At 70.1% G+C, this 25,919-nt stretch carries 29 protein-coding genes and 2 pseudogenes; 15 read left to right on the top strand and 16 right to left on the bottom strand.

From position 1 onward, the window contains the following. Positions 1–39: 39 nt before the first annotated feature. From ACIREO_RS11790 to ACIREO_RS11800, 3 genes are all read right to left on the bottom strand, one after another. Complete coding sequence (locus tag ACIREO_RS11790) at positions 40–1,074, bottom strand: alcohol dehydrogenase catalytic domain-containing protein (protein WP_404107644.1); 1,035 nt, start codon at positions 1,072–1,074, stop codon at positions 40–42. Between the two features lie 96 nt (positions 1,075–1,170). Further along, the gene (locus ACIREO_RS11795) at positions 1,171–2,157 is read right to left on the bottom strand and encodes a zinc-binding alcohol dehydrogenase family protein (RefSeq protein WP_404107646.1); all 987 of its coding nucleotides are present in this window, start codon (positions 2,155–2,157) and stop codon (positions 1,171–1,173) included. 28 nt (positions 2,158–2,185) lie between these two features. Continuing rightward, entirely contained in the window at positions 2,186–2,605 is a 420-nt protein-coding gene (locus ACIREO_RS11800) for a cupin domain-containing protein (protein WP_404107647.1), read from the bottom strand. 225 nt (positions 2,606–2,830) lie between these two features. On the opposite strand from ACIREO_RS11800, the gene ACIREO_RS11805 reads away from it, so the two are divergent. Beyond that, complete coding sequence (locus tag ACIREO_RS11805) at positions 2,831–3,697, top strand: helix-turn-helix domain-containing protein (RefSeq protein ID WP_404107648.1); 867 nt, start codon at positions 2,831–2,833, stop codon at positions 3,695–3,697. A gap of 53 nt (positions 3,698–3,750) precedes the next feature. Here the strand turns inward: ACIREO_RS11805 and ACIREO_RS11810 are convergent, their stop codons facing one another. Next, positions 3,751–5,073 (bottom strand): geranylgeranyl reductase family protein, encoded by a 1,323-nt coding sequence (locus ACIREO_RS11810; protein ID WP_404107649.1) that lies wholly within the window; start codon positions 5,071–5,073, stop codon positions 3,751–3,753. 101 nt (positions 5,074–5,174) lie between these two features. Beyond that, complete coding sequence (locus tag ACIREO_RS11815) at positions 5,175–5,378, bottom strand: cold-shock protein (RefSeq protein WP_014158060.1); 204 nt, start codon at positions 5,376–5,378, stop codon at positions 5,175–5,177. Between the two features lie 516 nt (positions 5,379–5,894). Between ACIREO_RS11815 and ACIREO_RS11820 the strand changes: the two genes are divergently transcribed. Together ACIREO_RS11820 and ACIREO_RS11825 are read left to right on the top strand one after the other, a co-directional pair. Next, positions 5,895–6,500, top strand: coding sequence for a hypothetical protein (locus ACIREO_RS11820; RefSeq protein ID WP_404107651.1), 606 nt, complete (start codon positions 5,895–5,897; stop codon positions 6,498–6,500). A gap of 276 nt (positions 6,501–6,776) precedes the next feature. Continuing rightward, a complete protein-coding gene (locus tag ACIREO_RS11825; protein ID WP_404107653.1) occupies positions 6,777–8,000 on the top strand; it encodes an MFS transporter in 1,224 nt (407 codons plus the stop codon). A gap of 25 nt (positions 8,001–8,025) precedes the next feature. Here ACIREO_RS11825 and ACIREO_RS11830 read toward each other — a convergent pair whose 3' ends face one another. Continuing rightward, the gene (locus tag ACIREO_RS11830; RefSeq protein WP_404107655.1) at positions 8,026–9,099 is read right to left on the bottom strand and encodes a glycerophosphodiester phosphodiesterase family protein; all 1,074 of its coding nucleotides are present in this window, start codon (positions 9,097–9,099) and stop codon (positions 8,026–8,028) included. 216 nt (positions 9,100–9,315) lie between these two features. Between ACIREO_RS11830 and ACIREO_RS11835 the strand changes: the two genes are divergently transcribed. Beyond that, a complete protein-coding gene (locus ACIREO_RS11835) occupies positions 9,316–10,206 on the top strand; it encodes a TIGR03620 family F420-dependent LLM class oxidoreductase (RefSeq protein WP_404107657.1) in 891 nt (296 codons plus the stop codon). A 126-nt stretch (positions 10,207–10,332) separates the two neighbouring features. Here ACIREO_RS11835 and ACIREO_RS11840 read toward each other — a convergent pair whose 3' ends face one another. The 4 genes from ACIREO_RS11840 to ACIREO_RS11855 form a co-directional block, all read right to left on the bottom strand. Then, positions 10,333–10,839 carry a GNAT family N-acetyltransferase gene (locus tag ACIREO_RS11840; RefSeq protein WP_404107659.1) on the bottom strand — a complete coding sequence of 169 codons (507 nt, stop codon included), beginning with the start codon at positions 10,837–10,839 and terminating at the stop codon, positions 10,333–10,335. A 70-nt stretch (positions 10,840–10,909) separates the two neighbouring features. Next, positions 10,910–11,080: a hypothetical protein gene (locus ACIREO_RS11845; protein WP_404107660.1), complete on the bottom strand. Its 171-nt coding sequence runs from the start codon at positions 11,078–11,080 to the stop codon at positions 10,910–10,912. Positions 11,081–11,283: 203 nt separating this feature from the next. After that, complete coding sequence (locus tag ACIREO_RS11850) at positions 11,284–12,135, bottom strand: hypothetical protein (protein ID WP_404107661.1); 852 nt, start codon at positions 12,133–12,135, stop codon at positions 11,284–11,286. A gap of 408 nt (positions 12,136–12,543) precedes the next feature. Then, entirely contained in the window at positions 12,544–12,810 is a 267-nt protein-coding gene (locus tag ACIREO_RS11855; RefSeq protein WP_404107663.1) for a hypothetical protein, read from the bottom strand. Between the two features lie 192 nt (positions 12,811–13,002). On the opposite strand from ACIREO_RS11855, the gene ACIREO_RS11860 reads away from it, so the two are divergent. After that, positions 13,003–13,425: a PPOX class F420-dependent oxidoreductase gene (locus tag ACIREO_RS11860; protein ID WP_404107664.1), complete on the top strand. Its 423-nt coding sequence runs from the start codon at positions 13,003–13,005 to the stop codon at positions 13,423–13,425. A 154-nt stretch (positions 13,426–13,579) separates the two neighbouring features. Then, positions 13,580–14,011 (top strand): VOC family protein, encoded by a 432-nt coding sequence (locus tag ACIREO_RS11865; protein ID WP_404107666.1) that lies wholly within the window; start codon positions 13,580–13,582, stop codon positions 14,009–14,011. Positions 14,012–14,053: 42 nt separating this feature from the next. Here ACIREO_RS11865 and ACIREO_RS11870 read toward each other — a convergent pair whose 3' ends face one another. Together ACIREO_RS11870 and ACIREO_RS11875 are read right to left on the bottom strand one after the other, a co-directional pair. Next, the gene (locus tag ACIREO_RS11870) at positions 14,054–14,821 is read right to left on the bottom strand and encodes an NPP1 family protein (protein ID WP_404107668.1); all 768 of its coding nucleotides are present in this window, start codon (positions 14,819–14,821) and stop codon (positions 14,054–14,056) included. Between the two features lie 89 nt (positions 14,822–14,910). Beyond that, complete coding sequence (locus tag ACIREO_RS11875; RefSeq protein WP_404107670.1) at positions 14,911–16,047, bottom strand: hypothetical protein; 1,137 nt, start codon at positions 16,045–16,047, stop codon at positions 14,911–14,913. Positions 16,048–16,229: 182 nt separating this feature from the next. On the opposite strand from ACIREO_RS11875, the gene ACIREO_RS11880 reads away from it, so the two are divergent. Both ACIREO_RS11880 and ACIREO_RS11885 read left to right on the top strand, forming a co-directional pair. After that, positions 16,230–17,660: a hypothetical protein gene (locus tag ACIREO_RS11880; protein ID WP_404107672.1), complete on the top strand. Its 1,431-nt coding sequence runs from the start codon at positions 16,230–16,232 to the stop codon at positions 17,658–17,660. Between the two features lie 108 nt (positions 17,661–17,768). Further along, positions 17,769–18,172: pseudogene (locus ACIREO_RS11885) on the top strand (GNAT family N-acetyltransferase). Between the two features lie 100 nt (positions 18,173–18,272). On the opposite strand, the gene ACIREO_RS11890 reads toward ACIREO_RS11885, so the two are convergent. Both ACIREO_RS11890 and ACIREO_RS11895 read right to left on the bottom strand, forming a co-directional pair. Continuing rightward, entirely contained in the window at positions 18,273–19,130 is an 858-nt protein-coding gene (locus ACIREO_RS11890; protein ID WP_404107673.1) for a PepSY domain-containing protein, read from the bottom strand. 180 nt (positions 19,131–19,310) lie between these two features. Next, the gene (locus tag ACIREO_RS11895; protein WP_404107675.1) at positions 19,311–19,565 is read right to left on the bottom strand and encodes a DUF5133 domain-containing protein; all 255 of its coding nucleotides are present in this window, start codon (positions 19,563–19,565) and stop codon (positions 19,311–19,313) included. 275 nt (positions 19,566–19,840) lie between these two features. On the opposite strand from ACIREO_RS11895, the gene ACIREO_RS11900 reads away from it, so the two are divergent. The 6 genes from ACIREO_RS11900 (at position 19,841) to ACIREO_RS11925 (ending at position 24,782) form a co-directional block, all read left to right on the top strand. Then, on the top strand, positions 19,841–20,095 hold the full coding sequence (locus tag ACIREO_RS11900; protein WP_404107676.1) for a DUF6296 family protein: 255 nt from the start codon (positions 19,841–19,843) through the stop codon (positions 20,093–20,095). Positions 20,096–20,232: 137 nt separating this feature from the next. Then, the gene (locus tag ACIREO_RS11905; protein ID WP_404107677.1) at positions 20,233–20,994 is read left to right on the top strand and encodes a DeoR/GlpR family DNA-binding transcription regulator; all 762 of its coding nucleotides are present in this window, start codon (positions 20,233–20,235) and stop codon (positions 20,992–20,994) included. Then, positions 20,991–21,938, top strand: a complete 948-nt coding sequence (gene pfkB, locus ACIREO_RS11910; RefSeq protein WP_404107679.1) for a 1-phosphofructokinase — start codon at positions 20,991–20,993, stop codon at positions 21,936–21,938. The genes ACIREO_RS11905 and pfkB overlap by 4 nt, the downstream gene beginning before the upstream one ends. Positions 21,939–22,020: 82 nt before the next feature. Continuing rightward, positions 22,021–23,991, top strand: a complete 1,971-nt coding sequence (locus ACIREO_RS11915; RefSeq protein ID WP_404107681.1) for a fructose-specific PTS transporter subunit EIIC — start codon at positions 22,021–22,023, stop codon at positions 23,989–23,991. A 51-nt stretch (positions 23,992–24,042) separates the two neighbouring features. Then, positions 24,043–24,330: an HPr family phosphocarrier protein gene (locus tag ACIREO_RS11920; RefSeq protein WP_404107682.1), complete on the top strand. Its 288-nt coding sequence runs from the start codon at positions 24,043–24,045 to the stop codon at positions 24,328–24,330. A 2-nt stretch (positions 24,331–24,332) separates the two neighbouring features. Continuing rightward, positions 24,333–24,782 carry a protein-tyrosine phosphatase family protein gene (locus ACIREO_RS11925; protein ID WP_404107684.1) on the top strand — a complete coding sequence of 150 codons (450 nt, stop codon included), beginning with the start codon at positions 24,333–24,335 and terminating at the stop codon, positions 24,780–24,782. Positions 24,783–24,797: 15 nt separating this feature from the next. On the opposite strand, the gene ACIREO_RS11930 is transcribed toward ACIREO_RS11925, so the two are convergent. Then, positions 24,798–25,085 carry a hypothetical protein gene (locus ACIREO_RS11930; RefSeq protein WP_404107685.1) on the bottom strand — a complete coding sequence of 96 codons (288 nt, stop codon included), beginning with the start codon at positions 25,083–25,085 and terminating at the stop codon, positions 24,798–24,800. 123 nt (positions 25,086–25,208) lie between these two features. Continuing rightward, positions 25,209–25,640, bottom strand: a complete 432-nt coding sequence (locus ACIREO_RS11935; protein ID WP_404107687.1) for a DUF2000 family protein — start codon at positions 25,638–25,640, stop codon at positions 25,209–25,211. Between the two features lie 74 nt (positions 25,641–25,714). Between ACIREO_RS11935 and ACIREO_RS11940 the strand changes: the two are divergent. Then, positions 25,715–25,825 (top strand): annotated as a pseudogene (locus tag ACIREO_RS11940) (3-hydroxyacyl-CoA dehydrogenase family protein); the annotation flags it as partial. Positions 25,826–25,919: the final 94 nt, after the last annotated feature.

Here is a 25,919-nt window from a genome sequence, read left to right on the forward strand (position 1 = left end):
CTGCGCACGCAGTGGCAGGAGACCGGCCTGCCGGGGACGTCAGGGCGTGACGAGGACCTTGAGAGCTTCGCGCCGGTCCATGGCACTGTAGCCCTCGGGGGTCTGCTCCAGGCTGACGGTCCGGTCGAATACACGGCCCGGTTCGACAGCGCCGTCCAGGACGGCGGGGAGCAGTTCATCGATGTAGGCGCGGACGGGGGCGGGCCCACCGGTGAGCGTGACGTTCGGCCCGAAGAGGCTGCCGAAGCCGACAGGAGCGTCCTCGTACTGCGGGACGCCGACACGGCTGATGACTCCGCCGGGGCGGACGGCTCCGAGAGCCATCTCGTAGGCCGGCATGTGGCCGACGGCTTCGAGGACGGCTCGGGTGCCGTGGCCGCGGGTCAGTTCACGGACCTTGGCGATGCCCTCGTCGCCGCGTTCCTCCACGACGTCGGTGGCGCCGAAGAAGCGTCCGAGGTCGGTGCGGTCCTTGTGCCGGCCCATGAGGATGACGCGCTCGGCGCCGAGTCGCTTGGCCGAGAGGACGGCGAGCAGCCCGACGGCGCCGTCTCCGATGACGGTGACCGAGTCACCGGGACGCACCCTGGCCCGATGGGCGGCGTGGTAGCCGGTGCCGTACACGTCCGCCAGCGTCAGCAGGGAGGGCAGCAGCGCGGTGTCGGCATCGGCAGGAAGCTTGACCAGAGTGCCCTGGGCCTGAGGAACGCGTATGGCCTCGGCCTGGGCGCCGCCGACTCCGGCGGCGAAGAAGCCGCCGTGGGGGCAGGAGGTGTGCAGGCCTTCGCGGCAGAACTCACAGGTGTTGTCGGCGAAGGCGAACGGCGCCACCACCAGGTCGCCGCGCTTGAGGCCGGAGACCTCGGATCCCAGTTCCTCGACGGTGCCGAGGAACTCGTGGCCCATGGGCACCGGCCCGTCAGCGGCGGTCAGCGTGTGGTAGGGGTGCAGGTCGCTGCCGCAGACGCAGGAGCGCACGACGCGCACGATCGCGTCCGTCGGCCGCTCGATGACCGGGTCAGGGGTGTCCTGGACGCGGACGTCGCCAGCTTCGTACATGTAGGTGGCCCGCATGGGGAGAGCTCTCTTTCCTGTTGCGTGGGGTCGGTGCTCGGCCGTCGTGCCGTGCAGGCAGGTACGGCCTGTACGGAAACGGCTCGGTGCCGGGTGTCACGGGACGCTGAGGACGATCTTTCCGTGGGCCCGATGGGAGCGGAGGCGCGCTGCGGCCCGGGCTGCGGTGTCGAAGGACCAGGTGCTGTCGATCAGGGGCTGTGCGCGCCCGTCGGCGACCGCGGGCAGCAGTCGCTCCCCGGCCGCGGCGATGACGGCGCCCAGCTCGGCGGCCCGGCTGAAGCCGAAGGACACTCCGTGGACACGCAGGTGACGGTACGACAGGGCGTCCAGGTCGATGGTGGACGCGGCCCGGTCCAGGCGGCCGATGTTGACCACGGCTCCGTCGCTGCGGGTGGCCGGCAGGCAGTCGGCGAAGGTTCGGCCGCCGACGTGGTCGAGTGCCACGTCGACGCCTTGGCCCCTGGTGGCTGTCAGTACCGCCTGGGTCATGTCCTGCTCGCCGGTGATGACGACGGTGTCGGCTCCGGCGTTCTCGAGCAGGTCGCTCCTGGCCGCGTCACGGGTGGTGGCGACGATCCGGCCGGCGTCCAGAGCGCGGGCGATCCGGACGCCGATCAGGCCGATGCTGGAAGTGGCCCCGGTGATCAGCACCGACTGCCCGGCCTGGAAACCGGCCACGGCGAGGGCGCCGTGCTCGGTGAGCAGTCCGGTCGGCAGGGCGCATGCTTCCTCGTTGCCCAGCTCGTCCGGGACGGGCAGGACATGCCGGTGGTCGGCCAGTACGTACTGGGCGAAGCTGCCAGGGGTCGTACCCATCACCCGGCTGCCGAGTGCGGGCATGCCGGCGCCTGCGCCTACGGCGGTGACCTCACCGGCGAACTCGAAGCCGGCCTGGTACTCCTCGCCCGTGCCTCCTGCCGTGGGGTCGGCGGCGGCCAGCATCGAGGCGTCCGCGTTGTTGAGCGCCACCGCCCGGGCGCGCACCACCACCTGGCCGGGGCCGGGTCGGGGTGCGTGGACCTGGCGCGGTGCCCAGTCGGGGCCGGCGCCGCCGTACAGGGCGGTCATGGTGGCAGGCATGAGGGGCCTCCCTCCTCGCGTGCGTGGTTCAGCGGCTGCGGGTGCGCGGGCCGTCGTACTGCTCGGCGGTAACCTTCTCCAGCCAGGTGGTCTCGGGCCGGTCGTCGCCGGGAGCGGGGGCTTCCCACAGCGCCAGGTGCTCCATGAAGCGGTCCTCGCTGGCGCCGTGCCAGTGCTCCTCGCCGGGCGGGCAGGTGACCGTCTCGCCGGGGCGGGCCTCGAAGACGGTTCCGTCCCGGGTACCGATCAGGGCGGTACCGGCGACGACGTGCAAGGTCTGGCCGACGGCGTGGTGGTGCCAGGCGGTGTGGGCTCCCGGGGAGAAGCGCACCATGTTGGCGCGCATCCGGGACGGCCCGGTGCCCGCGTAGAGGGCGTCGAACCACACGTCCCCGGTGAACCAGTCCTCCGGGCCCTTGGCGGTGGGCCGCTGATCTACGAATTCCATCTCTCGCTGTTCCTCGCGTCTCGGTGTATGGGGTGTCGCCGTACGAAGGCGCGTGTCCGCCATGGTTTCGGCCGTTTCGGCGAATTCATATTCTTCCTCGGCCCGGTATCCAGCATTACACCCGGGCGCAGCCCCGCGCAGAGGAGAGTTTCCTCCTGGGACAGAAACATCCTGGGAGAGATTCCTCCCCCTCACGCGAAGCGCACCCGCTGTCACACTGGAGGTATGAGTTCGACACCGCACCTCAATGAGCTGGGCGAGTTCCTCAAGGCACGCCGGGGCGAGCTCGGCCCCCGCACCGTGGGCCTGCCCGACAGTGCCGGTCCACGCCGCGTAGCCGGGCTGCGCAGGGAAGAGGTGGCCCAGCTCGCGGCGATCTCCACCGACTACTACACCAGGCTTGAGCAGGGCCGCATGCCTGCCTCGGGGCCCGTCCTGGATGCGATCGCCCAGGCGCTTCAACTGGACGACGACCAGCGTCGCTATCTGTTCGGCCTGGCGGGGAAGGAAACGGCCAGGCCCCGCCGCCGTGCCCGGCAGAAGGTACAGCCGCAGTTGCGCAGGGTCCTGGACGACCTCACCGCCACGCCCGCCGTCGTGATGGGCCGCCGGATGGACGTCATCGCCTGGAATCCGCTCGCGGCGGCATTGGTCACCGACTTTTCCGCTGTTCCGGAAAAGCACCGCAATTACGTGCGGATTCTGTTCACGGATCCCGTGATGCGCACGCTGTACGCAGATTGGAAGAGCGTCGCCCGCACCAGTGTCGCGCAATTGCGTATGGAAGCGGCGAAGTACCCGGACGACCCCCGGTTGACCGCATTGGTCGGTGAGCTGTCCGTCCAGGACCCGGACTTCCGCCAGTGGTGGGCCGCTCACCACGTCGCCACCCTGAGCGTCGGCACGAAGGTGCTCCATCACCCGGTCGCCGGCGAACTCTCCCTGGACTGGGACACCCTGACCGCCAGCACCGACCCCGACCAGCAACTGGTCGTCTGGACCGCCGAGGTCGGCTCCGCCACGCATGACGGGCTGCGCATCCTCGCCTCCTGGGCCGCCGGCCGGCACCTCTCCGCCACACCGTCCGAGTGAGAGCGCCCTCGGTCAGGGGCTGGTCGTCAGTTCCCGGCGACCGGGAGGCCCGGTCACCGGCGAGGCGCGCCCAGGCCCCGTGCACGTCGGCCCGGCGGAGGGACCATCCGGACGATGCCACGGACGAGGGTGTCGATCAGGTCGTCGGTGGGCGCGTCGCTTCCGTGCGTCAGCAGGCGGGCGAGGGTGCGTACGAGCGGGGGCGAGGCCATGACGCGGCGGCTGAGGAGCGGCCGGTAGCCGTAGCGGGCGAACACCAGCTCGGCGACGGTGTTACCGAGCCGGTAGTAGCGCCCCCAGCGGCGGTTCACTTCGTTGGCGTACTGATGCAGTGCCTGCTCACGGGCGGGGCCGTCCGGACGGTGCAGAGCGAGGGCCACGGTCTCGGCCGCGATCTCACCCGCCTCCATGGCCTGGACGATGCCTTCGCCGCTCCAGGGGCTGACCATGCCCCCGCTGTCGCCGACCAGGAGCAGACCGCGACGGTACTGAGGTCTGCGGTTGAAACCCATGGGCAGCGCGGCGCTGCGCAGCGGTGAATCGGCGTTCTCCTCCCGCAGGTCCCAGTGCGGGGGCAAGCGGGTCAGCCACTGGTCCATGGTGGCCCGCAGATCCACCGGTCCGTGGCCGCGATGCGGCAGGGCGCCCAGTCCGACGTTCACGCGGCCGTCGCCGAGCGGGAAGATCCATCCGTACCCCGGCAGGTCACGGCCGGTACGGGAACAGAGCAGGTCGGCCCAGAGCTCCAGATAGGGGTCATGGGTACGGGCCTCGCTGCGGTAGTAGCGGCGAGCGGCGGTGGCCATCGGCCTGCCAGGATCCCGCTCCAGCCCCATGGCCAGGGCGGTCCGGGCAGAGGCGCCGTCGGCGGCGATCACCACGGGAGCGTGGTAGTTCTTCGGCTGCTTGTCGGCTCCCGCGACCGTGCTCACGCCGATGATGCGCCCGGTGCGGTCGGTCAGGGGGGCCGTCGCCTTCGTCTCCAGGCACAACCGCGCGCCGGCGGCCACGGCTTGCCGGGCCAGGATGTCGTCGAAGTCGTGCCGGGACCGGGTGAGGCCGAAGTCAGGCTGGCTGCCTGAGCGAGGCCAGTCGATGTGTACCTGGCGTCCTCCGCAGACCCATCGCATGCCCTTGGTCCGCATCCAGCCGGGAGCGTCGATGTCGACGCCCATGCGCACCAGCTGCTGCACACCTCGCGGGGTGAGACCGTCCCCGCAGACCTTGTCCCGGGGGAACGTGCCCTTCTCGAGCAGCACTACGTCCACACCGGCCCGCGCCAGATGGAGTGCCGCGGCCGAACCCGCGGGCCCCGCACCCACCACGATCACCTGTGCCTGGTGATCGCCGTTACCCACACCGTCGTCCGACTCCACGTGCTGACTCCTCGATGAGCGGGTCCGGCAGAGGCCGCGTGCGAGATGCCAGGCCCTCGGATCATGCTCCCCGAGGGCCTGGGCGGTCTCGACCCGTGTGATCAGGCGGTCGTGATGTTCTCCGCCTGCGGGCCCTTCTGGCCCTGGGTGACGTCGAAGGTGACGGCCTGGCCTTCCTGGAGCTCACGGAAGCCGGTGGCGTTGATGGCGGAGTAGTGCGCGAAGACGTCCGGCCCGCCGCCGTCCTGCTGGATGAAGCCGAAACCCTTTTCGGCGTTGAACCACTTGACGGTTCCGCTGGCCATGCTGGTGCCTTCCCGTTGATATCCGGACCCGCACCTCGCGGTCCCGGAGGCGTCGTGGATCCGCACCGATACAGCAAGGCGCCCGCACCGAAGCGCGGGCAGGTACGGCGAACCACGACATCTGGCAGTGACGCTACATGGCGAAACCGGCCCCCACCAGAGAGCAACGACGCGATGTGTGTATCCGATGGGCTCAGCTCACCCCTCCTGAGCGATCCGAGTGTGAACTCTGGACGTGTGCCACCGGGTCGCTCGCAGTGGGAACCGCGGACGATTGGCGTCCGAGTTTTCCTGATCGCTCCCCCGCAGGCGCAACTTCGGGCCAACATTGCGGAGTCACCGCGGTGCCGAGGCTCGCGCCTCCGGGAGCCGTGTACTTGGGTTCCTCGCGATCGAACGCACGGAGGGGGCTCGTATCCGTGGTGGTTCGGTATCCCCTGAGGGGTTACCTACGTTGATGTCGGTAGCATCAGCAGCCATAGGCATTTGAGACACCCAGCGAAAGACGAGGACTGCATGTCCGAAAACACTCCTACATCCGGCATCAGCGCTGACTACGCGCAGCGGATCACGGACGACCTCGCGGCGAACCGAGGTGAGCAGGACCGGGCGCGCGCCGAACTGACCCGACTGCAGGACGAGCTCATCCAGTTGGAGGAGGGCGAGCAGATCCTGGTCAAGATGCAAGAGGTGCTCGGCGGGACAGCGAAGCCCGCTGAGCGCAAGGGCAGGGCCGGCAAGGCGGCGGCATCCGTCCCCGCGGCACGCCGCGCCAAGGGCAGGACCGCGTCGAAGAAGGACAGCAGCAAGCCGAAGCCCCGCGCCGAACAGCGGGCGGCAGCCGACGAGACCAAGACGCCCAAGAAGGCCGGGGAGCCGACGTGGCGTGAGCTGGTCACCGGATATCTCGCGGACCAGCGGGAACCCAGGTCCGCCGCAGAGGTGGCCGCCGCTCTCACCGAGGCTCACCCGCAGCGCACCACCCAGGTCACCGTGGTGCGCAACACCCTCGAGCAGGGGGTGGCGCATGGCCTGCTGGAGCGCTCCAAGCAGGGGCGTTCGGTCTACTACAGCCCTGCCGCGGGCGTGCCCGTCGGCAACGCCGGCGCTGCTGCCGAGTAACTGCGGCTCAAGGGCTGCGTTCCACCCGCGCAGCCCGGCCCGGGTCGTCGACCGCTTGCCCCCTCCGGCACGCACATCTGCGGCGTTGTCGACGAGGCGGCGGTCAGGGAGGCGCGCCTCAGCCCGCCTCCCGGCTGCCTCGTCCACGCCGTTGCCTCGCACCCGGAACCGGAGCACACGCACCTCGGGTCACCACGGACAGCCCGATCCGGAAGAAGCGTGCACTGCACAAGGATTGGAGTGTACGTTCGTACGCTCGGGCTATATGGTTCCCGTATGACTGTTGACGCGCCGAGCCGGCCCGCCCTGGCCGAACGGCAGGCACGGGTCGCCGTTGCCGTGCTGTTCTTCACCAACGGGGCTCTCTTCGCCAACCTCCTGCCGAGATATCCGCAGATCAAAGCCGATCTCGACATGAGCAACGCCTTCTACGGGCTGGCCGTCGCGGCATTCCCGGCGGGGGCCGTCGCGGCGGGTCTCGCGGCCGGAGTCGCCATCCGTCGGCTGGGTTCGGCGCGGACGGCGGTGCTGGGCACACTGCTGACCGGGGCGGGCATTCTCGCCGCGGGCGTGTCCGGCTCGGTCGCACTGTTCGCGGGAGCGCTGTTCGTGGCCGGAGCGATGGACGCCGTCACCGATGTCGCACAGAACGCCCATGGGCTGCGGGTGCAGCGTCACTACGGACGTTCCATCATCAATTCCTTCCACGCGATCTGGTCCATCGGTGCCGTCGCCGGGGGATCCATGGCCGCGGCTGCGATCGCACTCGGTCTCTCGAGGGGCCAGCACCTGACCATCTCCGCCGGAGTGTTCGCGATCGCGGCATGTGTCGCCCTGCGGTACTGCTTGTCCGGCCCCGAGAACGAGCCGGCCGCAGTACCGGCCGCCGGCGGCAGGGAGGGCGCGGCGGGCCATGGCGTGACCGCCCGTCGCACCGTGTACGTGCTGGCCGCGCTCGTCCTCATCGCGACGGCCGGCACCCTCGTCGAGGACGCGGGCAGTTCCTGGGCGACGCTGTACCTCTCCGGCTCACTGCACGCGCCGGTGACACTGGCGGCCTTCGGCTACATCGCCCTGGTGGGGGCCCAGTTCATCGGCCGCGTCATCGGTGACCGGCTCGTCGACCGGTTCGGCCAGCGCGCCGTGGCCCGGGCAGGCGGCCTGATCACCGCAGCCGGCATGGGCCTGGCCCTGGCGGTGCCCTCGGTACCCGGCACCATCCTGGGTTTCGCCGCGGCCGGCTTCGGGGTGGCGACGCTGGTGCCCGCGGCCATGCACGAGGCCGACGAACTCCCCGGCCTCAAGCCCGGCTCGGGGCTGGCGATCGTCTCGTGGCTCATGCGCCTGGGCTTCCTGGCCTCTCCCCCGGTCGTCGGGCTGGTCACCGACGCGACGAGTCTCCGGGTGGGCCTCCTTGTGGTGCCCCTTGCCGGGCTGCTCGCGCTCCTTCTCGCCGGAGTGCTGCAGAACGGAAGAAGGGACCGCCGGTCGGGCACATAGCGGGTCCGTCCCCCGTCCCTCGTCGTCAGTGACGCGGCGCCGGGTACGACGTGGGCAGAGGCATGCCACGTGCGGCCATGATGTCCCGTACACGGTCGGGATGGTCGGTGATGATTCCGTCGACGCCCATGTCCATGAGCGCCTCGACAGTGGCTGGGTCGTCGCAGGTCCACGGGATGACCTTCAGTCCGCGCCGGTGTGCGTCCCGGATCATCTTCCTGTCGGGGTAGAACCGGAAGGCGGGGTCCGCGACCGTACCGTTCTGGGGGAATCCGTAGTTCGGGGACAGCGCGGTCACGCCGGGTACGGACGCGGCAGCCCTCACGAAGTCTCCGTCGTGGTCATCGGCGTCGATACCGCCGAGCCAGGGGGAGGCTCCGGGCTTTCCCACCTCGAGGAAGTCGTAGTTGGTCAGCGCCACCAGAGGGTAGGCCGGCGCGAGTTCGTGCATCTCCTTCAACGCCCCCCAGTCGAAGGACTGGACGGTCACCTGCTTCTCGATGCCGGAACGGCGGATCTCCTCGTGGACCCGACGCACGAACAGCTCGCGCGGGGCGGTCTGCTCGGGCGCTCCGGCCTCCACCTTCACCTCGATGTTCAGCTTGATCCGCTTGGCGCCGTAACTCCTCACCAGGTTGAGGACATCCTTCAGTTCGGCTATGCGGTGGCCCTTGACCTGCTCCTGCTCCGGGAAGCCGGGCAGTTGCTGGAAACCGCAGTCCATGGTCTTGATCTGCGCGAGCGTCAGGTCCTTGATGTATTTGCCGGCGTACGGGTACATCGGGTCACCCGGCGACAGCGGACCGGTGTCCTCGCACTTCTGGGTGCTGACCTGACGGTCGTGGGTCACGACCACTCGCCGGTCCTTGGTGACCTGGGTGTCCAGTTCCAGAGTGCTGACACCCAGGCGTAGCGCCTTGGCGAAGCCCTCCAGGGACGACTCCGTGGTCAGCCCGAGGCCTCCACGGTGGGCCTGCAGGTCGAAGGCAGCCCCACCAACCGGTTCGTGCCGGTGGGGAGGCGTGGCCGCCTGCGCACCCGACGGGACGACGAGTGCGGGAAGAAGGGCCAGGCCGGCGGCTGTGTGCCTCAGGGACATGTGTGCCTCGTCTGTTGCGCCGAAGTCTGTTGCGTCGGGCCGGACGCCGCAGAGTCAACCCTGGGGATCCGGCCCGCACGAGGCCCCACAGCGAGGACATCATGAACGTACGGGGAACGGTCACTCCCGAGGAAGCCCTGAGCACCGACGGGCCGCATTCGGGTGAACTTCCCCTCCGGCCGGGAATAGCGGGGCCGGGCCGCTGTTGTTCTCATCATGACTTCTGAGGCGCGCGAGGCATTCGGTCGGGTCGGCATCTGGAGCAGTGCCCTGCGTGGGTCACGCACGGACGACGCGGGCAGAGAAGCGATCGCGGACGCGGCCGCAGAGCTCGAGGAGCTGAAGTACGGCACCCTCTGGATCGGAGGCAATCCGTCGGTCGAGGACGCCGCGGCTGTCGCAGCCGCCACCCGCACGGCCACCGTGGCCACCGGCATCCTGAGCATCTGGGACCACACCGCCGAGGAGGTGGCGGCCCGGATCGCCACGATCGACGCGGACGCGCGCGGGCGGCTGGTCCTCGGCCTGGGTGTCAGCCATGGTCCGATGGTGCCGCAGTACGCGAAGCCGTACAGCGCGATGGTCACCTACCTCGACGCTCTCGACGCCTCGGCTCCGTCGGTGGGTCCGGAACGCCGGGTCCTCGCCGCGCTGGGCCCGAAGATGCTCGCACTCGCCGCCGGCCGGGCATTGGGAGCGCACCCCTATCTCGTCACCGCGGAGCACACCGCGGAGGCACGAACGGCGCTCGGACCCGACGCACTGCTCGCCCCGGAACTCACGGTGGTCCTCGACACCGACGCCGCACGGGCCCGCACCACCGCACGGAACATGCTGACGATGTACCTCCAGCTGCCCAACTACACCGCCAACCTGCTGCGTCTGGGATTCGCGGAAAGCGATTTCGACGGCGGCGGCAGCGTGCGTCTCCTCGACGCGCTCTTCGCCCTGGGAGACGCCGAGCGGGTGAAAGCCAGGACCCAGGAGTACCTCGACGCCGGTGCCGACCATGTGGCGCTCCAGGTCCTCACCGCCGAAGAGGGCGGCGGTGGTCTGCCGCTGCCGGAATGGCGTGAGCTGGCAGGGGTGTTCGGCGGCGAGTCGTAGCACCGCCCTGGGAGAAGGGCCTCGACCGAGATCCCGACAAGACAAGGGGAACACGCGCGCGATACTTGCAAGAAGATCCCCGGCACCGTGCGCCAGGCCACTCCCCCGGCACCGCGGCCCGCCGGATCACAGGTCCCTGCACATGCAGACCCTTGGCCATCGGTCCAGGCCGTGAGCGGCCTCGTTCCGTCGGATCTCCCGCAGGCCCGGACCGAGCTCGCTCTCGTCGAGCCGGTGGAAGCCGCAGCGCGCGTAGTAGGGCGCGTTCCAGGGGACATCGGCGAACGTGGTGAGGGTGAGGGCAGGTACCTCGTGGGCCGCGGCGTGATCGGCGAGATGGTTCAGCAACGAGCGTCCGACCGCGCGACGTGCGTGGTCGGGGTGCACCGAAACCTGCTCGATGTGGAGGTTCCCGTCCACATGTTCAGCGATCAGGTAAGCCACCGGGGCGTCGGCCGGATCGACGGCGGCCCAGGCCAGCCCGTTCCTCAGGTAGCGCTCCAGTTCGCCGGTCGGGAGGGGGTCGTCCTCGGCGATCCCGGGCATGCCGATGTCACGGAAACACTGCCCGGCGGCGCGCTCGATGTCCTGGAGGAACGGAAGCTCGTCGAAGTCGACGGGTCGGATACGCATGGGCACATTGTCTTCGATGCCCGAGTCCTCGCGTGTGCTGCCCCAGGTGAGTGGCGACGCCGGGCGACGGTCACCGTCGGCCGACGCGCCGCCCGTTGCCGATGCCCGCGATATGCAGGGCCAGTACGACAAGGCCGAGCAGCATGACATTCGTCGAGGCGAAGACGTCGTTCGTCGCTATGTCGGCGGCGTTGATCAGGAAGGCGATGAAGAACAGGACTGCTGCGGCTATACCCAGCATGGCTAGCTCCTTCTGTTGTTGGAACACATGTGCCCCCGCATGCGTGGATCAGGCCGCCTCACAAGCCGTGTTCCTGCCTCGGCAGTACCTGGGGCGGGGCGGCACGTCGGAGCTGACCCCGAAAGCCGATCCCCTGGCGCCGTGCGGCGTCAGGGGATGGCCGTGGAGCCACGCCGATCACCGGCGGCGCACCTGTTCGGGGATCAGGACAGGTTCTTCTGCAGAACGTCCCATTCGGAGGAACACATCCCGCAGTCCGGTCCCACGAACTCGCTCCGGGCGGTGGCGTCGCCCTTGAGCTGCCACTTCAGCCAGTTCACACCGACCCGGCCGAACTCACCGCCGTTCGGCTCGGCGTAGGTGCCGTAGTGCCCGACGTCGAGATTGCCGGAGAACGCGGGCAGCCCGGCGGGGAGCCTGTCCCAGTCATCCGCGGCGTTCTCGTACGCGATGTCGTCCGGGCCGCCGATGAAGTAAGCCACCGGAGCGTGGAGCCGGGGCAGTTGGGTCCATTTGTCGAGTCTGCTCATCAGGCCGCTGTTCCACATCACGGTCGTGTCGATGCGCGGGTCGTCAGCCACCTCCATGGTCTCCAGCCCGCCGCACGACTGCCCCATGACCGCGATCTCGGAGGTGTCGATCCTGCCTGCGAATTCGCTGTTCGGGTCGCTGTTCTCCTCGATGGCCCAGTCCACGGCTTCGATGAGCATGTCCGACGACGTCTGACCGGAGCCCCCTGGCACGCCGTTGGCGATGACCAGGAAACCGTGCGAGGCGAACTCGGTCAGAATGTTCTCGAACCAGGTGCCGTCCGCTCGGCAGGCCCCGTTGCCCCACGCCACGATGGGCAGCTTCTCGCCGGCCGGCAGGGTGTCTGGCCGGTAGACCGTGTGATCCGGCAGCCCGGCGACGGTTTCGTAGCCGGCGGGGTGGGGCCCCGTCCCACCTGCCGCACCGGCCCGCGTATCCGCACCCACCGCCGAGGTCGGTGCGAGTAACGCGAGCGCGAGCAGGCCCGCTGACGCACCGACGACACGGCGCATTGAGTGTTTCATCCTGTGCCACCTCCTGGATCACGAATCCTGTCGGTCGAGCACGCTAGGGACGGGCGGGCCGGCGAGTCACCGGACAGGCCTGAACACTGGCGAAAGTGCCGATCTCCATACGGCGGGCCTCGCGCCGAAGTCCGGTGCGAACGGACCGGCCCTCGGGCTGTCGCTCCTCGACTCCGCCGTCCCTCCACACCGGCTCGCCGAGGCCGACGCCGCTCTGAATGTGGGCGGTTACGTCCCGGCGGGCATCCTTCGGTCTCGGCCGGCTATCTCAGTGATGCGGTGGGCCTGAACACCGGCACGACCGTCTTCGCCACCGCCCTGATGGCCGGCTCATCAGCGCACTGCGTGCGGGAGCCGGAGGGATCGCCACACCGCGATGACACGCTTCCGCGCTGGGACGCGGACAGCTCAGGGGCTGTCCGCCTCCCAGACCCAGTGCTTCGGGTCGGCTGCTGCCGGCCCGTACACAGCGCGTCCTCCCGCTCCGAACTTCCCGAGCTCGGTGCCGAGCGCGGCGCCTACGGCGAGGCGCTCCTCGGGCCAGCCGGTCACGTCCAGGAGCAATCCGTCCAGCGGGCCTCCCACCAGTTCCACGTAGACGTGCCCGGGCCGGGGGCCCGGATCGGGATCATCGTGGTCCGCGCCGTAGACGCGTCGCCTCATCAGTTCGTCCATGGCACCAGCATCACAGCCACCACCGACAATCCGTGGCCCGAGCCCGCGGGCGGCGGGCCCCTGTCACCTGTGCGGCGTGGGGCGGTCCCGGACACCGTTCACGTCGTGTGGCAACGTGGAGGCGCGTCCTCCGGTTCACTCGGTGTGGTTCACCGCCACGGGGAGGGCGCAGCACGAGACAGAGGAGAGAACATGTCGAAGCCTCCACTTCCTGACGCCGCGGTCGCCATGCTGCGTAAGCCCAACCCGGCCGTGATCGCCACCCTTCGTTCGGACGGGCAACCGGTGTCCACGGCCACCTGGTACCTCTGGGACGACGGCCGGGTGCTGGTCAACATGGATGAGGGCCGCAAGCGTCTCGACCACGTACGTCGCGATCCCCGTGTCACCCTGACCGTGCTCGACGACTCCGACTGGTACACCCATGTGACCCTGATCGGGCGCGTCGTCGAGATGAGTGACGACGAGGGGCTGGCCGGCATCGACCGGCTCTCCCAGCAGTACCTCGGGCAGCCGTACGCGGACCGTGAGCGTGCCCGCGTCAACGCCTGGATCGAGATCGACCGCTGGCACGGCTGGGGTGGCTTCCGGGACAGCACCCAGGCAGCGACCTAGAAGTACACGCCCTGCTGGCGTTTCGACGTGCGCTGCGGCGTGCTCCCGGGTGACGCTGTACCTCCTTCGGAGTTCGCCGTGGCGCGCCCGGCCGTCGCGGCTCGCCGAGAACGATCCGACCTGCCAGGCCCACTGGCTCTGCTGAGGAGGCTCCATGAACTGGACACTCGAGGTCATCCCGGTCCCCGTCACCGACATGGACCGGGCGAAGGAGTTCTACTCCGGGAAGGCGGGCTTCACACTGGACCTGGACGACGAGGTCGCCCCCGGTATGCGCATCATCCAGATGACGCCACCGGGGTCGCGGTGTTCGATCGCCATGCTTCAGGGGATGCCCGCCTATCCGGGCGAGAAGGTGATGGCTCCCGGCTCACTGCATGGTCTCCAGATCTGTGTGACGGACATCGAGGCGGCGCATGAGGAGCTGACCGGCCGGGGCGTGGACGTATCCCCGATCCGGCATGTGGGTGCGACCGGCTGGGAGGAGGGCAAGGGTGCCACCTGGAATTCGTTCATGTCCTTCTCCGATCCGGATGGCAACGGATGGATGGTCCAGGAGGCGCCCTCGGAGCTGTCGGCCCGCTGACGCGTCGCGGGGGCGGGCTCACGGTGTCACCCGCCCCGTGCGTCAGGCGTGGGGATCGAAGGGCACGCCCGCCGGGAGGGCCTTTTCCAGGTGGCTGCTGAAATTGCCGTCCTTCAGGCCGAACACCGCGCTCCCGAAGTCCGCCTGGACGAGCTTGTCCCGCAGGTCTGCCGGATAGCCGTCCCAGCCGACGAGGTCCGGGAACTGCCACGCGTTGTAGTGGTTCTCCGGCGGCTCGTCGTTGGAATTCGCAGGGCGGAAGCAGTGGGTGCTCGCACCGTCCTTGTGATAAACGATCTTGGGATGGGTTCCGTCCCACCGGATGCCGTCAGCGGCGTAGACGTCGAAGTCGCCGTGGGCGGAGGTGGATACGTAGCGGGCCTCGTTGTCCTGGACCCACACGACGACATGCTCCCAGTCGTGCCGGTGGCCTCCGAGCCCGCTGCCGGCGACCGCCTGGTCCTTCTCGAAGTAGAGCCCGTACATGACGGCGCACCACCCGTTGTTGCACGTGGACCGCGCATAGCCGTTGGTGTTGTCCAGATCCACGGCGTCACGGCAACTCCCGTTGACCGCGCCGGTGGTGTTGAGCCCGGTGGCGATCGTTCCGTCGGGGCCGATCGCCGGCGTGGGGTAGCAGCCGTCCGTGTCGTAGTCGAACGCCGGCTGGAATGTCTGCTCCATCGCGTCCGCGTTCGCGGGCAGAGCGGTCGGCGGGGCGGCGAGCGCGCTGCCCGCGGAGGCGATGACCAGGGCGATGGCACTGGTCACGACGAGTGCGGCCTTACGGATCGGTGCGCTGCGTTTCACTGCGTCCTCCAGGTAGGCGCGTGGCTGTGGGGGCACGCGCACTACGCCTGGCATGCCCACAACAAGCACCTTGAACCCTGTGGCCGCAATCAGCGTCCGCGTACCGCGGTGGCCGTCGCGCCGGACGTCCCGGCCTGGGCGGCCTTGCCCGGGCGCAGCGTCCACGGCACCGGATCGGTGTTCATCAGCCATCCGTCGGCGATCAGCCTGCGGATGACATGGATCCGCAGCTCGCGTGACATCTTCCCCCAGCCCAGCGCCTTGCAGAGCTGCTTGACGGACGGCCCGTGACCGTGAGCGGCACGGAACGCCGCGGCGAACTCGGCGGCGGCGGGCCCCTGGTCGGGGTACTTGGACTCCCAGGCGCCATAGGCCTTACGCGCCTTCTCCCCGAACTGGGCGGGAACCGCCGTGCGCATGAAGGCCTCCGAGACCCTGGCCGTGGACAGGGAGCACTCGGGGCAGCCCTCGACCGCCTCGACGTGGCGACGCAGGGCCACGCTCGCCCGGTCCTTCCAGGCGTCCCAGCTCAGCTGTTCCGCCTCCGGCTCGTGGCGCGTGCCGGGCGGGGGGTCGGACGGGGGGCGCGTTCCCGACAGGTGCCGGACGGCTTCGGAGAGCAGATACCGGTCACCGTCCAGCTCTGCCAGGAACCCCTTGTCGAGCAGTTCGGGCAGGGCGGCCCGGCAGTCCTCGGGCAGATGCGCGGGCAGTGTGCCGTGCTCGTCGGCCGGACCGTGGGCGGCGAGGAACAGTGCGGCCAGCCGAGCGGCGGTCGAGGTCTTTTTGACCGGCTTGGCGGACAGGGTCCGCATCGACCAGCCCGACACCCTGGAACGCATCACCTTGCCGAAGGGCAGCCGGGCGTCCGGCCCGTCGGCGAGGTCCGGCACGATGACGCCCACAGGAGTGACCATGTCCCCGCCGAGCAGGGCCTCCTGCCCCCGCCAGCCGAGGGCCGCGAAGGCGGCCACGGCCCCCTCCGGATCGGCCAGCCGCAGCGAGCGCAGGTCCTGGCCTGTGAGGTTGCCGACGCCGCTCCGGGCCGCCCGGATGGAGATGACGACAGCGAGCAGCTGCGCATCGGCTCCCCTCAGCGGCAGCGAGCCCACGTACTCCAGGAGAGCGCGGGCGGCTTCTCCCTGGCTGGGCGTCAGAAGGAAGGGGGTCGACTTGACCACAGGGGCGGCAGGCGCAGCGGGCGAGCTGAAGGATGAGGAAGGCACGACCTGTACAACGTGCGTGAAGGCCCGAGGTCACCGTTCGTACCGATGTGCGAGTCCAGGCGTCCCGGTAAACGATATGAACGCAATCGCGAGACCCCTGGTGGATGACCCGGGCGTGGCTAGCATCGGCCGGCATGCACCGGAGCGAGAAGCCAGGAGGCAGGACCGTGGTCGCTTTTCCCATGAGACGGCGTGCGCGCAGAAGGCTGTCCGCAGTGACGGCAGGCTGTGTCGCGGGGATTCTCTCCGTCGGCCTCATCGGCCCCGCCCAGCCCTCCGCGGCGGCGGGAACGCCGGGAGCGGTCCCCTGCCCGGCGAACCTGACGGCGAAGGCGACGTGCTACTCCGGCCAGGACTCCCACGGCGCCCACTACACCGTCGCCGTTCCTCACACATGGAACGGAACGCTGGTCATGCACGCCCACGGCGGACCCGACCTGGGCGCGGAGTCGGACCCGCAGCGCAGCGCCGACGATCTGGAACGCTGGTCGGTCATGGTCGACCAGGGCTACGCGTGGGCGGGTTCGGCGTACCGTCGCGGCGGATACGGGACGAGGATGGCGGCCTCGGACACGGAGAATCTGCGCCGGCTGTTCACGGAGAGGTTCGGGCGCCCGAGCACCACGCTGATCCACGGTCAGTCCTGGGGCGGGAACGTGGCCGCGAAGACCATCGAGATGTACGGAAGCGGCGCCGGCTCCTCCTACGACGGCGCCCTGCTCACGAACGGTGTCCTCGCGGGCGGCTCCCGTGGCTACGACTACCGGGTGGACCTCCGCGTCGTCTACCAGTACTACTGCCGGAACCATCCACGCCCGTCCGAACCGTCCTACCCCTTGTGGATGGGGCTCCGCGAGGATTCGGCCATGACCGGTGCGGGGCTGCGCGCCAGGCTCCAGGAGTGCACGGGTTACGCCTCGGAGCCGGCGGACCGGACGTCCCTCCAGCAGCGCAACCTGGACGACATCCTCGCGGTCACCAGGATCCCCGAGCGGACCCTCGAGTCGCATCTCTCCTTCGCGACCTTCACGTTCCGCGACATCGTGGGACGGCTCGGCCTGCGCAGCCCCTTCAGCAACCGGCATGTGCGCTACAGCGGCTCTCACGACGACGCCGCGCTCAACGCCGGGGTCGAACGGTTCTCCGCCGACCCCACCGCACGGCGTGACCTGTCCTACGACAGCGATGTGACCGGGGCCGTCTCCGTCCCCGTGCTGACCATGCACGCCATCGACGACCCCACCGCCTTCGTCGAGCACGAGGCGGCATACCGCGAGAGCCTGGAGGGCGCGCACCGCGACCGCCACCTCGTGCAGACCTTCACCCAGGAGGGCGAGCACAGCGGGCTCAGTACGTCGGAGTACGCCACTGCGGTCTCGGCGTTGTCCGCGTGGGTACGGACGGGACGCCCGCCCACGCCGGCCTCCGTCGCCGCCTCCTGCCCCGCCTTCGACGCCGGGTACGGGACCGGGTGCTTCTTCCGCCCGGACCACCGTCCCGCCTCCTATGCCTCGCGGGTGAATCCGCGTGCAGGGGCCACACACTGGCCCGCGATGACCGGAGCGCAGGAGCGGAGGTGGAGCCGCCTCGAGAACGTGGGAATCGCGCCCTGAGCCGCAGCACGGACATCCGGCCGCTCTCGGCGCAGGCACGCTGAGAGAACCCGGCCTTCCCGTCGAAACCCGGGCGCGTCGACGGCCGCGGCTGGATACCGTTGCCGGATGGCCGTCCTCGAACGTCTCCGCCCCGATCACGCGCCCGCTCTGCTCGCCTTCGAGCGGGAGAACCGCGCGTATTTCGCCGCTTCGATCACGGACCGGGGGGACGACTACTTCGCCGGGTTCGACGTGCGGCACGCCGAGTTGCTCGCGGAACAGGCGGCGGGGATTACCGCATCGCCGAGCGGTCGACGGGGCAGGGACTGGCCACGTCAGGGGTCCGCGAGGTATGTGCGCGGGCCCGCACGGAGTACGGTCTGACCGCCCTCCGCGCCGAGACGACAGCGGACAACGCGGGTTCGAGGGCCGTGCTGGCCCGTGCCGGGTTCATGGAGACGGGCGCGATCACGCTGGTGGGAAAGCCCGGGCTGCGCTTCACCCGTGACCTTTCGGACCCGGGCCACTGAGCCTGGGCAAGGGTGTTCCGCGGCGCCGCCCCCGACGGAAACGCACATCGGTGGCGCACCGCGATGCGGTACGCCACCGATGAGTCCGTCGGTGCTGTGATCAGTCGTCGTCGACCTGCTCGTCCGTGATCGTGCCCTTGGCGGCGTCCACGTCGAAGGTGGTCTTCTTCCAGTCCTTGGAGACCACGTCGACCTGCCAGACCAGAGCGTTGCTGTCGTTCTCGTCGAGGCCGACCGAGGTGACCTTGCCCGGCTTCTTGTCCGTGGCGACCTTGGCGGCCTGCTGGGGCGTCTGCGTCGCCTTGGAGATCTGGTCCGCCAGCTCCTGCTTGTCGGAGTCGCTCTGATCGGCGTCCGGCGCGGAATCGATGACGGCTCCGGACACCGCGTCGATGGTCACGTTGTGGGCGGTGCCGTCCTCCTCGACGACCTCCGCGACCCACTTCGGGCCGGCGGAGCTGCCGCTCGGGCTCGGGCTGCCGGTCCCGCTCGGACTCGCGCTGCCCTCGGGACTCGGGCTGGTGCCACCGGTCGGACTGCCGGTCGGGCTCGCGCTGCCGGTCGGGCTCGGGCTGCCGCTCGCGTCGTCGTCGTCGTCGAGGCCCTCGAGGTCCAGATCGGTCAGCTTGCCACCGGACACCTCCCCGACGGCCGTCGTCGCGGCCTTGTCGAAGGTGACCTTGACGGTCGACAGCAGTTCCTTGCGCTCGCTCTGGTCCTTGGTCAGCTGCGCCGTCTCGGAGGGGCTGCCGGAAACGCTCCCTGAGGGGCTGGTCGTCTGATTCGGGAGAACCTTCGCAGCCTCAGAGGTCTCCGAGGCGGTCTTGTCACCGCTGTCCTGACCACAGCCGGTCACGAGGGTGGCGGCAAGCGCAGCAGCGCACAAGGCGCCGCCGGCGACACGGAGCCGACGGGTACGCGGGGAAACGGTCTTGTTTCGGCGGGGCTCAAATCTCATGGTGTCATGCCTAGCCGTCTGCGCCGACAGTCATGTTGTCCCACCGCCGGGTGTCACCCGATCGACGGCGCCGTCCGCCCATTCGGCGCGTCGTGCGGCCCGTCGCCCGGCGATGTCCGGACAGGCGAATGGCGCCGGATCCGGCAGGACCGGCGCCATTCCTTCGGGAACTGGGCGGCGTCAGGCGGTCAGCTGCACCTGGGCAGGCCCCGGCGCCGGGCCGAGCGATCCCCTCGACGGGACGGCGCGCAGCTGAGCCGCTGCGGCCGCCAGGGCGTCGGGCACGGTCCTGGTTCCGGTCGTGACGCACAGGGTGTAGGAGACGTCTTCGAGTTGCCTGCTGCTCTCGGAAGTGCCCAGCCGCGCATGGGTGCTTCGCAGTGTCTCGTAGCGCTTGACGAGATTCCGCAGCGTTGCGGGATTGGCCATCAGCACGGCAGTTCCTCTCCACAGGGCGGCCGGGAGCCCCTGGGCCCCGCGCCGACGAAGTCCGATCGCGCCGGCGGTACCGCCTGGCGTCACGGGCGGCCGTGCGAAGCTGACAGCACGCGTCCGGTCCCTTGCAGATGATGGTCACCCCGCCTCACCCTTTCCGCATCCGCAGTCACGGACGGTCACCCGGCCGGGCTGCTGGAGCGCGGTGGGCTCAGGTGGGAAACAATGGGGAGGACGGGCGAGCGGCTGCCGCCGGGCCCGGTCGGGAGGTCGTCATGGATTACCCGGAGAGTTACGAGCTCATATTCCAGGCGGGCGGCGCCGAGGACGACGTGGTCGTCGTCCACCTCACAGCCCGCTCCGGTGCCGGTGGTCACCCGGTCTACGCGGACGAGACCGGCATTGTGCGCGCCGAGATCAGCGAGCGGGGTGAGGTGCGCATGCAGGCGAGCGGCGGCCACCAGGCCCTGGGTGCGCCCCTGCTGGCCCGTCCGCTGGGCCCGCGAACGGCCGCCCACGGAACCGGCTGAGAAGCTCCGGTCCGCTGCATCACCGCTTGCGAAGTCCGTTCATGCCCACTCTTCGCCGAGTGTGTTTACTTTCCCGAGATGCGACCGTAGTCTGCCGTCGAACCCACAGACTCGGGCATGAACGGAAACGTATCCACATGTACGCACCGGAGCGGCAGCAAGAGATTCTCCGTATCGCCGGTGAGAGCGGGCGCGTCGATGTGCTGTCTCTGGCCGAGCAGTTCCAGGTGACCGCCGAAACGGTTCGCCGTGACCTCAAGGCTCTCGACCGGGCAGGGCTCCTCCGCCGGGTGCACGGCGGTGCCATTCCGGCCGGGCGGCTCGGTTTCGAGCCGGATCTCGCCGAGCGCGACACCGTGGCGGCCGAGGAGAAGGACCGCATCGCCGCCGCCGCTCTCGGCGAGCTCCCGGCCGAGGGCAACGTCATCATCGATGCCGGGACGACGACCGTCAGGCTGGCCGGTGCTGTCCCACTCGACTCGCGTCTCACCGTGGTCACCCATGCCCTGCCGGTGGCCGCTCGTCTCTCCGATCATCCGGGTATCGCCCTGCATCTGGTCGGCGGCAGGGTTCGCCACCGTACCCGCGCGGCCGTCGACGCCTGGGCGCTCAGCGCGTACGCCGAGATCAACGCGGATGTCGTCTTCCTCGCCACGAACGGCTTCTCTCCCCAGGGCGGTCTGACCACACCGGACCTGGCCGAAGCGGCCGTGAAGCGTGCCGTGATCGCGGCGGCCCGCAGGGTGGTGCTGCTCGCGGATTCGGGCAAGTCCGGTCAGGAGCACTTCGCACGCTTCGGCGATCTCTCCCACGTAGACCTGCTGATCACCGATACGGGGCTGAGCCCCGAGGACGCCCGGGCCGTCGAAAGCCTGGGCACGGAAGTGGTACGCGCATGATCCTGACCGTCACCCCCAATCCGAGCCTGGACCGCACGTACGAACTCGCCGGGCTCACCCGTGGCGCCGTGCTGCGGGCCACCGCGGACCGTGTCGATCCCGGCGGCAAGGGCGTCAATGTCTCCCGCGCGGCCGCCGCCGCCGGGCACCGCACGGTGGCAGTCGCGCCGCTGGGCGGCCCGGAGGGCGCTTTGCTGGCCCGGCTGCTCGGGGAGCACGGCATCGAGGCCGCCGGGGTACCCATCGCCGGCAGCACCCGTATCAACATCACCCTCGTCGAACCCGACGGCACGCTCACCAAGGTCAACGCCGCGGGACCCGAGATCACCCCGGCCGAGGCCGAGCGCCTGCTGGACACCGTCCGGGCCCGGTCGGCGGGCGCGGACTGGATCGCCTGCTGCGGAAGCCTGCCGCGCGGACTGCCGCCGCAGTGGTACGCCGAGCTGGTCGCCCGCGGCCACCGGGCAGGCGTGCGGATCGCGCTCGACACCTCCGGCGCCGCGCTCGTGGCCGCGTTGGGTGAGCGGCCCGACGTGATCAAGCCCAACGCCCAGGAGCTCGCCGAGGCCGTGGGTCGTCCGCTCTCGACGGTCGGGGACGCGCTCAAGGCGGCGCAGGAGCTGTGCGAGCTGGGGGCACGCTCGGTGCTCGCCAGCCTGGGTGCCGTCGGACAGCTGCTGGTGGAACCCTCGGGAGCGCATTTCTCCGTGGCACGGGTGGATGCCGTGCGGAGCGACGTGGGTGCGGGAGACGCCTCACTCGCAGGATTCCTGTCCGCCGGCGGAACGGGCCGGGCAGCGCTCGCAGCGGCGGTGGCGCACGGCGCCGCTGCCGTGCAGCTCCCCGGCAGCGCCATGCCGGCGCCCGCCGACCTCGATCCGTCCTCGGTGGTCACCACCGCCGACATCCCCATGGACCTGGCTCTCACGGAGCAGGCCCCATGACCGCCCTTGTCCCTGTCCAGTCGCACGACGACCCCGTCCCCCGCGCCGTCCCCCGGGCGGTCCACGAGCAAGGAGCCCCGCGATGAGTGAGCTGATCACCGCGGAACTGGTCGATCTCGATCTTTCCGCCGAGACGAAGAGCGCGGCCGCCCGTTCACTGGCCGACAGGATGGTCGCGGCCGGCCGCGTCACGGACCTCGACGGCTTTCTCGCCGATGTCGCGTCCCGCGAGGCCCAGATGCCGACCGGCCTGGACGGCGGCATCGGCATTCCGCACTGCCGGAGCGAACATGTCACCGAGCCGACACTGGCCTTCGGCCGCAGCGCGAGGGGCATCGACTTCGGTGCTGCGGACGGCCCCGCGGACCTCGTGTTCCTCATAGCCGCGCCCGCGGGTGCGGACGACGACCACCTCACCATCCTGTCGAGCCTGGCACGGCGTCTCATGGACCCCGGATTCACCGGCGCGCTGCGGGCGGAGGGTGACCCCGCCGCCGCGGCGGCCCTGATCCGCGGCGAAGAGGTTCCCGCAGCCGTACCGGACCCGGTGGACGCGGCCGAGGAGGAGACGGCCGAGCCGTTCCGCGTCGTCGCCGTCACGTCCTGTCCGACCGGAATCGCCCACACCTACATGGCCGCCGAGTCGCTGGAGGCGGCCGCACGCGACCAGGGTGTCGTACTGAGCGTGGAGACGCAGGGATCGGCCGGCTTCGAGCGGCTGGACCCGGCGGTCATCGCCGCCGCGGACGCCGTCATCTGGGCGCACGACGTCGACGTACGGGAGAAAACGCGGTTCGCCGGCAAGCCGGTGGTCGACACGGGGGTGAAGGCCGGGATCAACCGGCCCGCCGAGCTCATCGCCGAGGCCCGGCGCAAGGCCGAGCGGGGAGAGATCAGCAGAATCTCCGACGGCCGGGACGAACCTGATGCCGGGACGGGTGGTTCGGCGGGAACGTCCGGGCACTTCGGTGTCCGGCTGCGGACCTATCTCATGTCCGGGGTCAGTTACATGGTGCCGTTCGTCGCGGCCGGAGGGCTGCTCATCGCCCTCTCGTTCGCCATCGGCGGCTACGAGATCGCGAGCGCGAAGTCGGTGGCCGATCACTTCGTCTGGGGCGAGGCGGCCAGCTGGGCCGCCCTGCTCAACCAGATCGGAACCGCCGCCTTCGGCTTCCTGGTCCCCGTTCTAGCCGGTTACATCGCCTACGGGATGGCGGACCGGCCGGCGCTCGTCCCCGGCTTCGTGGGCGGCGCCATCGCCCTCACCATCGACGCGGGCTTCCTCGGCGGTCTGGTCGCGGGGCTGCTGGCCGGTGCGGCCGTCATGGCGATCCAGCGGGTGAAGGTGCATCCCACGCTGCGCGGCATCATGCCCGTGCTGGTGATCCCCCTGCTCGCGTCGATCGCGGTCGGCTTCCTGATGTTCATCGTGGTCGGCAAGCCGATCGCCTCCCTCCAGAACGCCCTCACCGACTGGCTGAACGGGCTGTCCGGCTCCAACGCGGTCATCCTCGGTGTGGTCCTCGGCCTGATGATGTGCTTCGACATGGGCGGCCCGCTGAACAAGGTGGCGTACGCCTTCGCGGTCGGCGGGCTGGCCGATCCGACGCCCGGCAGCCTGAAGGTCATGGCCGCGGTGATGGCGGCCGGCATGGTGCCCCCACTGGCGATGGCCCTCGCCACGACCGTACGCCGCGGGCTGTTCACCGGCACCGAGCGGGAGAACGGCAGGGCGGCGTGGGTGCTGGGAGCCTCGTTCATCACCGAGGGCGCGATCCCCTTCGCCGCGGCGGATCCCCTGCGGGTGATCCCGTCGGTGATGGCCGGCGGGGCGGTCACGGGCGCGCTGTCCATGGCGTTCGGCTGTACGCTCCGCGCCCCGCACGGCGGTGTCTTCGTCGTGCCTCTCATCGGCGAGCCGTTCCTCTATCTGCTGGCGATCGCCGTCGGCACCGCCGTGTCCACCGCTCTGGTCGTCGCGCTCAAGGGCATGCGGCGGAGCCCGCGTACCGCCCCGGCCGATGACGGATCCGACGTCGCCGTGGCCGCCTGATCCCTGTCCCTTCCCGAACCGCAGATCTCCTCCTCCCCCTGGAGCGAACCCATGTACCAGCGCACCGTCTCCGTCGGCTCCCGCAGCGGCCTGCACGCCCGTCCCGCCTCGCTCTTCGTCCAGGCGGCCGCGCGCCAGCCGGTCACCGTGACCGTCGCACGTGAGGGCGGCGCTCCGGTCGACGCCCGGAGCATGCTCTCGGTGCTCGCCCTGGCGGCCCGGCACGGCGATGCGCTCGTCCTGTCGGCCGTGGGCGAAAACGCCCCGGATGCGGTGGAGGAGCTGGCTATCCTGCTGTCCCAGGACCTCGACAGCAGGACCCTCGACAGCAAGGGCTGAGTGTGACGGAAACCTGGGACCCGGCGGGTGAGGGCGTACTGCGGCTGCCGTCGGCGCGGCTGGTCCGCGGGCGTGGTCTGAGGCTTCCCCTCCCCGCGGGGCCCGAGCCCACCTTCACCGTGCATCTGCTGGGCGGTCCACCGCCCCAGGTGGCCTGGGAGTCACGGTGGCTTCGCTGGCCCGACTTCCGGCTGCCCGCCGACAGGGACGCGGCGCGCGCCGTGCTGAAGGAGGTGTGGCGCAGGGCTCCGGACGAGCGCGTCGAGGTCGCGTGCCGAGGGGGCCGGGGACGAACCGGCACGGCCCTCGCATGCCTGGCCGTGCTGGACGGGGTTCCGGCTGAGGAAGCCGTCGCTCACGTCCGCCGGAACTATCACCCCAAGGCCGTGGAGACGCCTTGGCAGCGGCGGTATGTGGAACGCTTCGACGTGGAGCACTCCACGGAACACTGATCACCTGCCTTGCGGTCACTCCACCGTGTGCGGAGCCGGAACCGTGGCTCCGCCGCCGGCGCGTACCGCCTCGACGACAGTTTGATGGAGGGACCTGCTCGCTTCCTCGGACGGGCACGGCACCGGACTGCCGGCCAGTGTGAACCAGTCCGAGGCACCGCTGTACTGGACAGCGACCTCGGCCTGCTCCTCGGTCCACGTCGTGTGTACGGTCAGATCACCGCTCACGACACCTACCTCTTCGGTGCGCACTCCGCCGGTTCCCGCGAAGACACCGAGGGTGGTCCACGATGCCCAGTTCATGACGCGTCGCCTTTCGGGACAATGACAAGCCTGTCAAGCGGACTTGTCTCGAGTATGGCACCGGGGAGCATCACTCGCACGGGTGTGTCCGTGAGTATCCGGCCGGTGACGCCGGGGCGCCGGTCAGGGGTGCATGGACGCACCCTTGAGGATCTTGTCGACGGCGTTCCGGGGGCCGTACACGGCCAGGCCCACCAGGTCCATCCCGTCCCTCCGCACCGCCCGGACGGCTGCCCTGTTGGCCTTGTCGTGGCCGGTCGCGAAGAGGTCGGACGTGAACACGGCCATGGTCACCCCCCTGCCGGCCGCTCTGGTGTGCGCGGTCGTCAGGAGTTCCTTGGACCCGGCGAAGACCAGAACGGGCTGCCGGAACATGGGCAGGTACGGGGTGTCGTCCGCGTCGGCGTACGGTTCGCCGATCACCTCGGGCATCTGCGTGCCGAGGCCGCTCACCAGGAAGGCGGTGACGTTGAGGCGCTGCCAGGTCTCGAGGTCGTCGCGGAGCAGTACGGCGATCTTGGTGTCGAAGCGTACGGAGGCGTTGTCATCGGTCATGCCAGGAGTCTGCCGAGCCCGGCAGGCGGCCGTCTTGTACGAAGTTTGCACGTCGCCGGGGTTCCGGCACGCTCTTGTACGCTTCACACAAGGAGCCGCTGCCCGCCACTCCCCCGCTGCTCCGGCGGATGGTGGACGCGGGCCGGCTCGGCCGCAAGACGGGCTCGGGCTTCTACGCCTACTGACCGTCCTACCGGCGGGCCCGGCGCTCACGCCGCCGGGCCGGAACGCCACGAAGCGACGGCGCGGACGCGCGGGCTCGAAGCCCTGGGCCTTCCA

It is taken from the genome of Streptomyces sp. NPDC102441, from assembly GCF_044765585.1.
Lineage (GTDB): Bacteria > Actinomycetota > Actinomycetes > Streptomycetales > Streptomycetaceae > Streptomyces.

What these genes read in the sequence shown, in the direction of transcription:
- ACIREO_RS11790 (WP_404107644.1), bottom strand. Translation starts at nt 1,074, where the DNA reads ATGCGGGCCACCTACATGTACGAAGCTGGCGACGTCCGCGTCCAGGAC.
- ACIREO_RS11795 (WP_404107646.1), bottom strand. Translation starts at nt 2,157, where the DNA reads ATGCCTGCCACCATGACCGCCCTGTACGGCGGCGCCGGCCCCGACTGG.
- ACIREO_RS11800 (WP_404107647.1), bottom strand. Translation starts at nt 2,605, where the DNA reads ATGGAATTCGTAGATCAGCGGCCCACCGCCAAGGGCCCGGAGGACTGG.
- ACIREO_RS11805 (WP_404107648.1), top strand. Translation starts at nt 2,831, where the DNA reads ATGAGTTCGACACCGCACCTCAATGAGCTGGGCGAGTTCCTCAAGGCA.
- ACIREO_RS11815 (WP_014158060.1), bottom strand. Translation starts at nt 5,378, where the DNA reads ATGGCCAGCGGAACCGTCAAGTGGTTCAACGCCGAAAAGGGTTTCGGC.
- ACIREO_RS11820 (WP_404107651.1), top strand. Translation starts at nt 5,895, where the DNA reads ATGTCCGAAAACACTCCTACATCCGGCATCAGCGCTGACTACGCGCAG.
- ACIREO_RS11825 (WP_404107653.1), top strand. Translation starts at nt 6,777, where the DNA reads ATGACTGTTGACGCGCCGAGCCGGCCCGCCCTGGCCGAACGGCAGGCA.
- ACIREO_RS11830 (WP_404107655.1), bottom strand. Translation starts at nt 9,099, where the DNA reads ATGTCCCTGAGGCACACAGCCGCCGGCCTGGCCCTTCTTCCCGCACTC.
- ACIREO_RS11835 (WP_404107657.1), top strand. Translation starts at nt 9,316, where the DNA reads ATGACTTCTGAGGCGCGCGAGGCATTCGGTCGGGTCGGCATCTGGAGC.
- ACIREO_RS11840 (WP_404107659.1), bottom strand. Translation starts at nt 10,839, where the DNA reads ATGCGTATCCGACCCGTCGACTTCGACGAGCTTCCGTTCCTCCAGGAC.
- ACIREO_RS11845 (WP_404107660.1), bottom strand. Translation starts at nt 11,080, where the DNA reads ATGCTGGGTATAGCCGCAGCAGTCCTGTTCTTCATCGCCTTCCTGATC.
- ACIREO_RS11850 (WP_404107661.1), bottom strand. Translation starts at nt 12,135, where the DNA reads ATGAAACACTCAATGCGCCGTGTCGTCGGTGCGTCAGCGGGCCTGCTC.
- ACIREO_RS11855 (WP_404107663.1), bottom strand. Translation starts at nt 12,810, where the DNA reads ATGGACGAACTGATGAGGCGACGCGTCTACGGCGCGGACCACGATGAT.
- ACIREO_RS11860 (WP_404107664.1), top strand. Translation starts at nt 13,003, where the DNA reads ATGTCGAAGCCTCCACTTCCTGACGCCGCGGTCGCCATGCTGCGTAAG.
- ACIREO_RS11865 (WP_404107666.1), top strand. Translation starts at nt 13,580, where the DNA reads ATGAACTGGACACTCGAGGTCATCCCGGTCCCCGTCACCGACATGGAC.
- ACIREO_RS11880 (WP_404107672.1), top strand. Translation starts at nt 16,230, where the DNA reads ATGAGACGGCGTGCGCGCAGAAGGCTGTCCGCAGTGACGGCAGGCTGT.
- ACIREO_RS11890 (WP_404107673.1), bottom strand. Translation starts at nt 19,130, where the DNA reads ATGAGATTTGAGCCCCGCCGAAACAAGACCGTTTCCCCGCGTACCCGT.
- ACIREO_RS11900 (WP_404107676.1), top strand. Translation starts at nt 19,841, where the DNA reads ATGGATTACCCGGAGAGTTACGAGCTCATATTCCAGGCGGGCGGCGCC.
- ACIREO_RS11905 (WP_404107677.1), top strand. Translation starts at nt 20,233, where the DNA reads ATGTACGCACCGGAGCGGCAGCAAGAGATTCTCCGTATCGCCGGTGAG.
- pfkB (WP_404107679.1), top strand. Translation starts at nt 20,991, where the DNA reads ATGATCCTGACCGTCACCCCCAATCCGAGCCTGGACCGCACGTACGAA.
- ACIREO_RS11915 (WP_404107681.1), top strand. Translation starts at nt 22,021, where the DNA reads ATGAGTGAGCTGATCACCGCGGAACTGGTCGATCTCGATCTTTCCGCC.
- ACIREO_RS11920 (WP_404107682.1), top strand. Translation starts at nt 24,043, where the DNA reads ATGTACCAGCGCACCGTCTCCGTCGGCTCCCGCAGCGGCCTGCACGCC.
- ACIREO_RS11930 (WP_404107685.1), bottom strand. Translation starts at nt 25,085, where the DNA reads ATGAACTGGGCATCGTGGACCACCCTCGGTGTCTTCGCGGGAACCGGC.
- ACIREO_RS11935 (WP_404107687.1), bottom strand. Translation starts at nt 25,640, where the DNA reads ATGACCGATGACAACGCCTCCGTACGCTTCGACACCAAGATCGCCGTA.